Source organism: Segeticoccus rhizosphaerae (assembly GCF_005222685.1).
Taxonomy (GTDB): Bacteria; Actinomycetota; Actinomycetes; order Actinomycetales; family Dermatophilaceae; genus Segeticoccus; species Segeticoccus rhizosphaerae.
In genome coordinates, this window is record NZ_SWMA01000020.1 from 70,699 (window position 1) to 79,122 (window position 8,424).

The following is an 8,424-nucleotide window of genomic DNA, read 5'->3' on the forward strand; positions in this document are numbered from 1 at the left end:
GGGCTCATGTCGCACAGCGATGCTCCTGCCTTCGCGGCGCGCGAGCCGGACCCCACGCCGTCCTTCGACCAGGAGGCACTGCGGGAGGCGCTCAGCCGGAGGTTTCCGCAGCTGTTGGCCGAGGTGGCCGAGATGCTCGAGCCGGAGTGGCCGGACTACGCGGCGTTCCTGCGCCAGCGGCGAGCCGACGTGGCCGGCGCCGGGCCGTCCTTCATCCAGTGGCTGCTCGAGGTGGCGCGCATCGACCAGCTCGGCTCCCAGGACGCTCGGCTCTCGTCGTCCGGCATGGCCCACGACAGTGACGCACTCTTCGAGTCCATCGGCCGTCTGCAGGCGCAGCAGGGGCAGGACCTGACCATGCTGTTGACCGCCTACCAGGTCGGGGCGCGCGTCGCTTGGCGCTACGTCTCCCAGACGGCCCTCTCCCTCGAGATGGAGCCGGACGTCGTCGCGGCCCTCGCCGAGGCGGTGTTCGTCTTCGTCGGGCGGCTCTCCTCCTCGTCCGCCTACGGCTACGCGCAGCAGCAGTCCGAGGACCACCTGGCCCGTGAGCGGCTCCGCGACGAGCTGACCCAGCTGCTGGTCTCCGGTCGCTCCGACATGCTGGCGCTGCGCAACGCTGCCGCCAGGGCCGGGTGGCGGTTGCCCACGGAGGCCTCCATCGTGCTGGTCGACCCCGAGGACGAGACGGCGCGCCGCGCGGTGGGACACGGCGGGCCGCAGTGGCTGCGACTGCAGCAGGACGGGCTCTTCGGCGCGATCATCCCGGACACGGCCGGTCCCGGTCACCGCAGCCGTCTGGAGGAGTCCCTCTCCGGAGCCGGCGCCGTGGTGGGGCCGGCCGTTCCGCTGACGCTCCTGCCGGCGAGCGCCCGGATCGCCATGATCGCCGAGCGGCTGACCCGGGAGGGCCTGCTCGAGGGGGACCCGGTCTTCGTCTCCGACCACCTCGACACGATCATCGTGCACCGCGACGACCTGCTCATCAAGGCGCTGCGTTCACAAGCCCTGGCGCCGCTCAACGGCCTCACGGCCCCGGCGCGGTCGCGGCTGCTGACGACGCTGGCCTCGTGGTTGCGGCACCAGGGGAACCAGCAGGCCGTGGCGGCGGAGCTGGGCATCCACCCGCAGACCGTGCGTTACCGCCTCGGCCAGCTGCGCGAGTCCTTCGGGGCGGCGCTGGACGATCCCACCGAGCGCCCGCGGCTGTTCCTCGCCGTGGTCTGGGGCGCTCCCCAGGACTCCTGACCGGGCTCGTCCCGCAGCGATTCCACCGCCTGGACGAAGGACTTCACCAACTGGTCGACGTCGATGACCTCGGGGTCACCGACCATCCCGACGCCGACGACGCCGGTCCACCCGAGCGTGCCCACGGTGAGCGGCGCGCCGGGGGCGAGGGGCAGCACCGGCAGCACACCCGTGACGGCTGATCCCGCCAACGCCACCCGGTCCACCGGCCCGGGCACGTTGGACACGATCGCCTGGAAGAAGCGGCGGCCGTAGACGGTGCGGGCAAACCAGGCCACGGCGGGCTCGGGGAGGACCCCCAGCACTCGTGACATCACGAAGCGCGAGCCCAGGGCCCGGGTCGGCGTCCGCAGCCGAGCCGTCCGCTCACGGATCAGTGCGACCCGCCGGCTCGGGGCCATCGGCTCGAGCGGGAGGTCGATCATCACCGCCGCAGTGACGTTGCCCTCGTCGGTGGACCCGGGGGCGCGCAGCATCATCGGCACCGCCACGCGCAGTCGCGACCGAGCCCGTTGCGCGAGCTCGGGGTGCGTGGTCGCCAGCGCCTCCGCCGTGGCGGCGAGCACCACATCGGTGATGCGGCAGCCCTGCCGCCGGGCAGCGTCGCGCAGCAGCGACAGGTCGATCGGTGCGCCGGCAAACCGCCTGGCCGACGCCGCAGGGTCGGACAGGGTGACCGTCGCCCGGCCGTCGGTGGCGAGCTGGGCGAGCCCGTATGCCGTGGCCGCCGCCCGCCGCCACGGGCCCGGAGCATCCGGGGCGACAGGTGGGGGGCCCGGGGGTGGGGTGAGCAGCTGACGGATGTTCTCGATGACGCCGAGACCGTCGGAGAACGTGTGGTGCGCCATCACCAGCAGAGCCGACTGTCCGGGCGCGACCCCCCGGACGACGATCAGCCGCCACAGGGGCCTGTCGTCGGGCAGGGGGGTGGTTGTCATCGCGTTGACGTAGTCCTGCACGACGTCGTGCGGGGCGGCCCGTCCGTCCGGGCCACGAAGGTCGTGCTCGACCACGTGCCAGGACAGGTCGACCTCCTCGGCGTCGACCCAGCGGAGCCGACGCCAGCGCGATCCCACCGCGAGGTGCTGCCGGAAGCGGGGGAGCCGTGCCAGGTGCAGCGCCACCGCTCGGCGGACGTCGTCCAGGTCCGGGGCGGGTCCCTTCCCCAGCGACGGCGTGGTCGGCTCGAAGTAGGCGAGCCCTGCCACGATCTGCGGAGCCTGCGGCGTGTTGAGGTGCCAGAAGAAGGCGTCGGCTGACGGCACCACCGTCCGACGGGAGTCCACGAACCGCGCACCACCTCTCGCCAGGAGCACCGCGACCCACACCACCACAAAACCGCCGACCGCGTCGAGCACGAAGTGGTTCGCGGTCGACACGATCACCGCGACGGTGACGGCGACGTGGACCGCGCTGACCAGCTGGATCCACCGCGGCGCAACGACGACGCCGAGCATGACGCTGACCCACAACGCCCACCCGACGTGCAGCGAGGGCATCGCGGCGAGCTGGTTGGCCTGGTCGGTCAACGCCCAGCCCCACGAGCCGAGCGTGTGCCCCGTCTGGACGGTGTCGATGAAGCCGCTGTCCGCGAGGAACCGCGGCGGGGCCACCGGGTAGACCACGAAGCACAGCATGCTGACGAGGTTGAGCGCGGCGAAGGAGTCCCGCACGATCCGCCAGTGCCATGGCCTGCGCCAGTAGACCCACAGGATCAGGGCGAAGGCGCTGATCAGGTAGCTGAACGCGTATTCGTAGTTGGCGAGGATCCTCAGCACGTCGTGCGGCGCCAGCCAGTGGTTCGCCGCCAGCTCGACGTCGAGGTGCAGGGAGCGCTCCAAGGCCAACAGGTCAGCGGCATGGGCCTTTGCCGTCACCAATCGATCCGGGCCACCAAGGGCGTCCACGAAGATGTAGACGCCGAACAACGCCAGCCCGAGGACGATCTCGCGCTGCCACGGTGGGCGCTGCACCTCACGCGGGGCGCGAGACACGTCTCCGCCAGCTGTGTCGGTCGTCGCCGGCGAGCCCGTGAGCCAGACCCGCGACTCCGAGCGCGATCAGGAGGCCAGCAGCCGCAATCGACGCGAGCGCGCCGGGCTGCGTGGGCGGCGAGGCCTGGAAGGCCAGGATGCCGAGCAGGTAGCTGACCGTGGGGTTGGTGATGTTCATCGCCGCGACCGACCACGTGAGGGGGCCCGTGGCGAAGGCCGCCTGCTCGAGCACCACGCCGGACAGCGCCGAGAGGGCCAGGCAGTAGCCCGGCCAGTCCCGAGCGGTGCCGCCCGCCCCCATGGTCAACAGGTCGTCGGTGGTGAGCTTCATGAAAACCGCAGTGAACGCGAAGCAGAAGCCGGCCGCAACCGACATGAGGATGCTGCGCACGAGCATCGGCCGTCGCGCGGCGGCCGCGACCAGGAGGGCGATCAGGCCGACCGCCGACAGGGCGGCGATGACCACCCGAGGCCGGTCCGCGGGCGCCGACAGCGGCGTCGCGCCGTCCACCGTCAACAGGAGGGTCAGTCCGCCACCGATGGCGGCACCGGCCAGCCAGTAGCGAGGTGGTGGTGTCCGCCGGTTGCTCACTGCCAGCAGCATCATGGTGAACAGCAGCTGGGTGGACAGGAGTGGCTGCACCAGCGCCACCGACCCGAAGTGCAGTGCCACGGCCTGGGCGAAGAAGCCGGCGAGGTTGGTCAACCAGCCGGTCAACCAGACCTTCTGGCGCGGCAGCTGGCGCACGCCCCGAAGCAGACCGCTCACGAACGCCGACGGAGTCGACGACGGCTCGTCAAGGCGCTCGGTGAGCACGCTGCGGGCTCCCTGCTGCTGCAGGAAGGCGGCCGTGGCGAAGAGGAACGCCGCGGCAAGTCCGATGAGCGTGGCCAGGAACATGTCAGCCCGGATCCCGCGAGTCCCCGGAGCCGCCGCCAGGGCGGGGGGGCACCTGTTCGCCGAATCTGTCGCTCAGACGGCGGAATCCGGCAGGGCTGACCACCCGGACCACGCCGGCCACCCGCAGCCACGTCGGCACGAACGCCTCGGGACGCCCCTCCTCCAGGCACCGGACGACGGCGGCCGCCACGACATCCGCGGGCTGTTGCCTGGGCCGGCGACGGCCATAGGCACGGCCACGGCGCTCGAAGAAGGGGGTGTCGACCGCGCCGGGGACGACGACGCTGACCTCCACCCCGGCCCGGGACACCTCGTAGCGCAGGCTCTCGGCGAAGCCGTCCAGCCCGGCCTTCGCCGCGGCATACACGGCCTCGCCGGCGACACCGGTGCGAGCGGCGATCGAGGACACGAAGCAGAGGTGACCGGTGCCTCGGCGGAGCATCTCCGGCAGCAGGAGACGGGTGAGCTCCACGGGGGCTTCGAGGTCGACCCGCAACAGCGTCCGCAGCGTGTCCGGTGGCATCTGGTCGAGCCGGCCCGACCACCCGACACCAGCGCTGTGGATGATCGCGTCAACGCTGCCGTGGGCGGCCAGCGCCTGGTCGGCCAACTCCGCAACGGCTCCCTGCTCGCGGAGATCCACCGTGAGCGCGGTGGCAGACAACCGGTCCGCAACCCGGCGTACGCGCACGGGGTCGCGACCGTGGACGAGGACGCGGGCTCCCTGCCCAGCAAGACGATCCGCCACCGCCTCGCCGATACCGGAGGAGGCACCGGTCACGAGCACCACCTTGCCGTCCAGGCGCACCCTGTCTCCTCTCACGGCCATGCTCGGCCTTGTCAGCCCTGCCGGCGCCTCCCGGAGCCGATCGCGTGCGAGACACGTCGCACCAACCTTCGTGGCGCCACGCGCGCCAGCGCCACCACCGCCTTGTAGGCGGGGCCAGGGACACTGACCACCTTGCCCCTCGCGGCATCGGCGAGACCGTCGCGCACGAGCCGACCGGAGTCGAGCCACAAGGGGCCGGGCAGCCGGCTCATGTCCATTGTGGCCCGATCGTGGAACTCCGTCCTCGTGAAACCCGGACACAGGGCCGTGACGGTGACACCGCTGCCTGCCAGCTCACCCGACAGCGCCTCGCTGAAGACGGTCACGAACGACTTCACCGCCGAGTAGGTCGACAGCACCACGAAGCCGGCCACGGACGACACGTTGATGATCGCCCCACGGTGACGAGTCCGCATGGCACCAGCAGCCGCGTGGGACAGCACCATCACGGCCCGGCACATGACGTCGAGCGCGCGCTCCTCACCCGCGATGTCGCCAGAGATGAAGCCGCGCCCGAGGCCGAAGCCGGCGTTGTTCACCAGCAGGTCGACCGGACGCTCGAGATCGCCGGTGCGGTCGGCGACCCGTTGCACCTGGTCACGATCGGCCAGGTCCGCGGGAAGGACCTCGACCCGCACGCTGTGTCTCGCGCGCAGCTCGTCGGACAGGTTCTCGAGCCGCGCCCGGTCCCGCGCCACGATCACGAGGTCGTGGCCACGATCGGCCAGCTCATGGCAGAAGGCCAGACCGATCCCGGACGACGCTCCCGTCACCAGTGCAGTGGTCATCGACTCTCGCTCTCGTGGTGGATGGTGACCCAACCTTCCCAAACTCCTCTTCCCCGGTGTGGCCGGGCCCATTCCCGTCCGGAAGGCCGTCCTGCCGTCGGTCTCTGGGTCGCCGCCGCCCGGTACGGTCTCCCCTGTGCGCATCGCTACCTGGAACATCAACTCCATCCGCTCCCGCATCGACCGGGTCGAGGGCTTCCTGCAGCGCCATGACGTCGACGTGCTCGCGATGCAGGAGACCAAGGCCCGGGACGACCAGTTCCCGATGGACCGACTCCGCGCCCTCGGCTACGAGGTGGCCCTCCACGGTGTGAACCAGTGGAACGGCGTCGCCATCGCCTCACGGGTCGGGATCGAGGACGTCCAGCGAGGATTCACGGACATGCCTGAGTATGGCGAGCCGCTCGCCACCGAGGCCCGTGCCCTGGGTGCGACGTGCGCGGGTGTGCAGGTGTGGAGCCTCTACGTGCCCAACGGCCGCGCACTCGGCAACCCGCACCTCGACTACAAGCTGGACTGGCTGGCTCGGCTCCGGGTGGCAGCGCAGGGATGGCTGGCCGCGGACCCGGACGCGCAGATCGCGCTCACGGGCGACTGGAACATCGCGCCGGAGGATGACGACGTCTGGGACATGGAGGTGTTCGCGCACAGCACCCACGTCTCCCCACCGGAGCGAGCCGCCTTCCGGGAGATCGTCGACGCCGGCTTCACCGACGTGGTGCGCCCGCACGCGCCGGGTCCGGGTGTCTACACCTACTGGGACTACACGCGGTTGAGCTTTCCCAAGCGTCGGGGCATGCGCATCGACTTCGCGCTGTGCTCACCCGCGCTGGCGGGCCGCGTCACCGGCGCCCTGATCGATCGCGCGGAGCGCAAGGGCAAGGGCGCCAGCGACCACGCACCCGTCATCGTCGACCTCTCCGACCAGTGAGGCCGACCTACTCGGTCTGGCTCACCCGCGAGGTCGACCACGAGGTCGTGGTAGTCGGCAGCGGGTTCTCCGGCCTCGCGATGGCGATCAACCTCAAGAAGCACGGCCAACACGACTTCATCGTGCTCGAGAAGTCGGCAGACCTGGGTGGCACCTGGCGGGACAATCGCTACCCGGGGTGCGCCTGCGACATACCGTCGCATCTCTACTCCTACTCCTTTGAGCCCAATCCCGCCTGGTCCCGGGCGTATTCGCCCGCAGGGGAGATCCACGACTACCTCAAGCGCTGCGCAAGCAAGTATGCCGTCGAGGACCACCTCTGGTTCGACAGCCCGCTGCAGGTCGCCGAGTATGACGAGACGTCGGGCGTGTGGACGCTCACCATCGGCGGCCCTCGAGAGCACCCGGCAGTCATCCGGTGCCGCGCGCTCGTGCTGGCCGTGGGTGCGCTGCACGAACCAGCGTTTCCGGACGCCCCCGGACTCGGCGACTTCGCCGGTGAGGTGGTGCACACCGCGTGGTGGGATCCCGCGATGTCCTTGAAAGGCAAGCGAGTCGGCGTGGTGGGCACCGGAGCGAGCAGCACACAGCTCATTCCAGAGATCGCGCCGCGCGCCGCAGAGCTCACCGTCTTCCAGCGGACACCACCCTGGATCCTGCCGAAGAACGACCGCGAGTTCGGGAGGGTCACGCGACGACTCTTCGAGCGACTACCGTCCCTCCACCGAGCCTACCGGTCGTCGCTCTACTGGCGGTCCGAGGCGCAGGTGCTGGGCTTCACGTCATACCCCTTCTTCATGAAGGCGGCCCAACGAATCGCCCTGAGACACCTACGCAGCCAGGTGGCCGACGAGGGACTCCTAGGGCTGCTCACTCCCGACTACACCATGGGTTGCAAGCGGATCCTCCTGGCCGACAACTACTACCCGGCCCTGCAACGGGACAACGTGGCACTGGAGACCACGCCGATCGACCACGTCGATGCCACCGGTGTGGTCACTGCGGATGGCACACGCCGGGACCTGGACGTCCTGGTGCTCGGCACGGGCTTCGACGTCTCCGGCTCCTACGCCTTCCTCGACATCTTCGGCAAGGACGGACGAAACCTCGGCAACGAGTGGACCGGTGAGCAGATGGAGGCTCACCTCGGGGCGGCTGTCTCCGGCTTCCCCAACCTCTTCACGCTGCTCGGCCCCAACACCGGCCTCGGTCACAACTCGATGCTACTGATGATCGAGGCACAGGTCGACCTCATCATCGAGGCGCTCAAGGAGCGTGACCGGCGCCGAGCCCGCTCGGTCGAGGTGCTGCCAGAGGTGCAGGAGGACTTCAACCGTGGCCTGCAGCGGCGCAGCAGGGGTTCGGTCTGGCTCAGCGGGTGCCACAGCTGGTACCTCGACAAGACCGGTGTCAACCGGGTCATCTGGCCCGGCTCGACGGTGTCCTTCCGCCGACAGACCCGCGACTTCCGGCCGGAGCGCTACGTCTTCGACGGGGTCCGCACCTGACCACGTCGCTTGTCCTGGGTGCGTTGGGGCGGTGTTCTCCTCACCTGTCGGTGGCGACGGCTAGCCTCGTGCCTGCGGGACGCTCGAGGGCCGGTATGCCTCTGCCTCGGCGTGGTCTTCCGGCTGCCGCATGGTGGCCGATCCCGTGTGGCGGCGGTGCAGGTGGTGCGGATCGCGCAGTTCGCCGCGCGCGGCCGGGTCCGCGACGCCGGGTCGGGGGCGTGG

7 protein-coding genes are annotated in these 8,424 nt (G+C 70.5%); 3 read left to right on the forward strand and 4 right to left on the reverse strand.

Features of this window, described 5'->3' with window-relative positions; translation table 11 throughout:
* Positions 1–6 precede the first annotated feature (6 nt).
* Entirely contained in the window at positions 7–1,248 is a 1,242-nt protein-coding gene (locus tag FCN22_RS13930; protein ID WP_137122163.1) for a PucR family transcriptional regulator, read from the forward strand.
* On the opposite strand, the gene FCN22_RS13935 is transcribed toward FCN22_RS13930, so the two are convergent.
* The 4 genes from FCN22_RS13935 to FCN22_RS13950 are packed head-to-tail and all read right to left on the reverse strand — an operon-like array spanning position 1,140 to position 5,760.
* The gene (locus FCN22_RS13935; protein ID WP_137122164.1) at positions 1,140–3,242 is read right to left on the reverse strand and encodes a bifunctional phosphatase PAP2/O-acyltransferase family protein; all 2,103 of its coding nucleotides are present in this window, start codon (positions 3,240–3,242) and stop codon (positions 1,140–1,142) included. The two genes, FCN22_RS13930 and FCN22_RS13935, sit on opposite strands and share 109 nt — an antisense overlap.
* Positions 3,223–4,143 carry a DMT family transporter gene (locus FCN22_RS13940; RefSeq protein ID WP_137122165.1) on the reverse strand — a complete coding sequence of 307 codons (921 nt, stop codon included), beginning with the start codon at positions 4,141–4,143 and terminating at the stop codon, positions 3,223–3,225. The genes FCN22_RS13935 and FCN22_RS13940 overlap by 20 nt, the downstream gene beginning before the upstream one ends.
* A gap of 1 nt (position 4,144) precedes the next feature.
* Positions 4,145–4,951 (reverse strand): SDR family NAD(P)-dependent oxidoreductase, encoded by an 807-nt coding sequence (locus tag FCN22_RS13945; RefSeq protein WP_202911576.1) that lies wholly within the window; start codon positions 4,949–4,951, stop codon positions 4,145–4,147.
* Between the two features lie 32 nt (positions 4,952–4,983).
* The gene (locus tag FCN22_RS13950) at positions 4,984–5,760 is read right to left on the reverse strand and encodes an SDR family NAD(P)-dependent oxidoreductase (RefSeq protein ID WP_137122167.1); all 777 of its coding nucleotides are present in this window, start codon (positions 5,758–5,760) and stop codon (positions 4,984–4,986) included.
* Positions 5,761–5,896: 136 nt separating this feature from the next.
* Between FCN22_RS13950 and FCN22_RS13955 the strand changes: the two genes are divergently transcribed.
* Entirely contained in the window at positions 5,897–6,691 is a 795-nt protein-coding gene (locus FCN22_RS13955) for an exodeoxyribonuclease III (RefSeq protein WP_137122168.1), read from the forward strand.
* Positions 6,688–8,199: a flavin-containing monooxygenase gene (locus FCN22_RS13960; RefSeq protein ID WP_238384737.1), complete on the forward strand. Its 1,512-nt coding sequence runs from the start codon at positions 6,688–6,690 to the stop codon at positions 8,197–8,199. Before FCN22_RS13955 ends, FCN22_RS13960 begins: the two co-directional genes overlap by 4 nt.
* Positions 8,200–8,424: the final 225 nt, after the last annotated feature.

Excerpts from the sequence above, each read along its gene's own strand:
- FCN22_RS13930 (WP_137122163.1), top strand. The coding sequence starts at position 7 with ATGTCGCACAGCGATGCTCCTGCCTTCGCGGCGCGCGAGCCGGACCCC.
- FCN22_RS13950 (WP_137122167.1), bottom strand. The coding sequence starts at position 5,760 with ATGACCACTGCACTGGTGACGGGAGCGTCGTCCGGGATCGGTCTGGCC.
- FCN22_RS13940 (WP_137122165.1), bottom strand. The coding sequence starts at position 4,143 with ATGTTCCTGGCCACGCTCATCGGACTTGCCGCGGCGTTCCTCTTCGCC.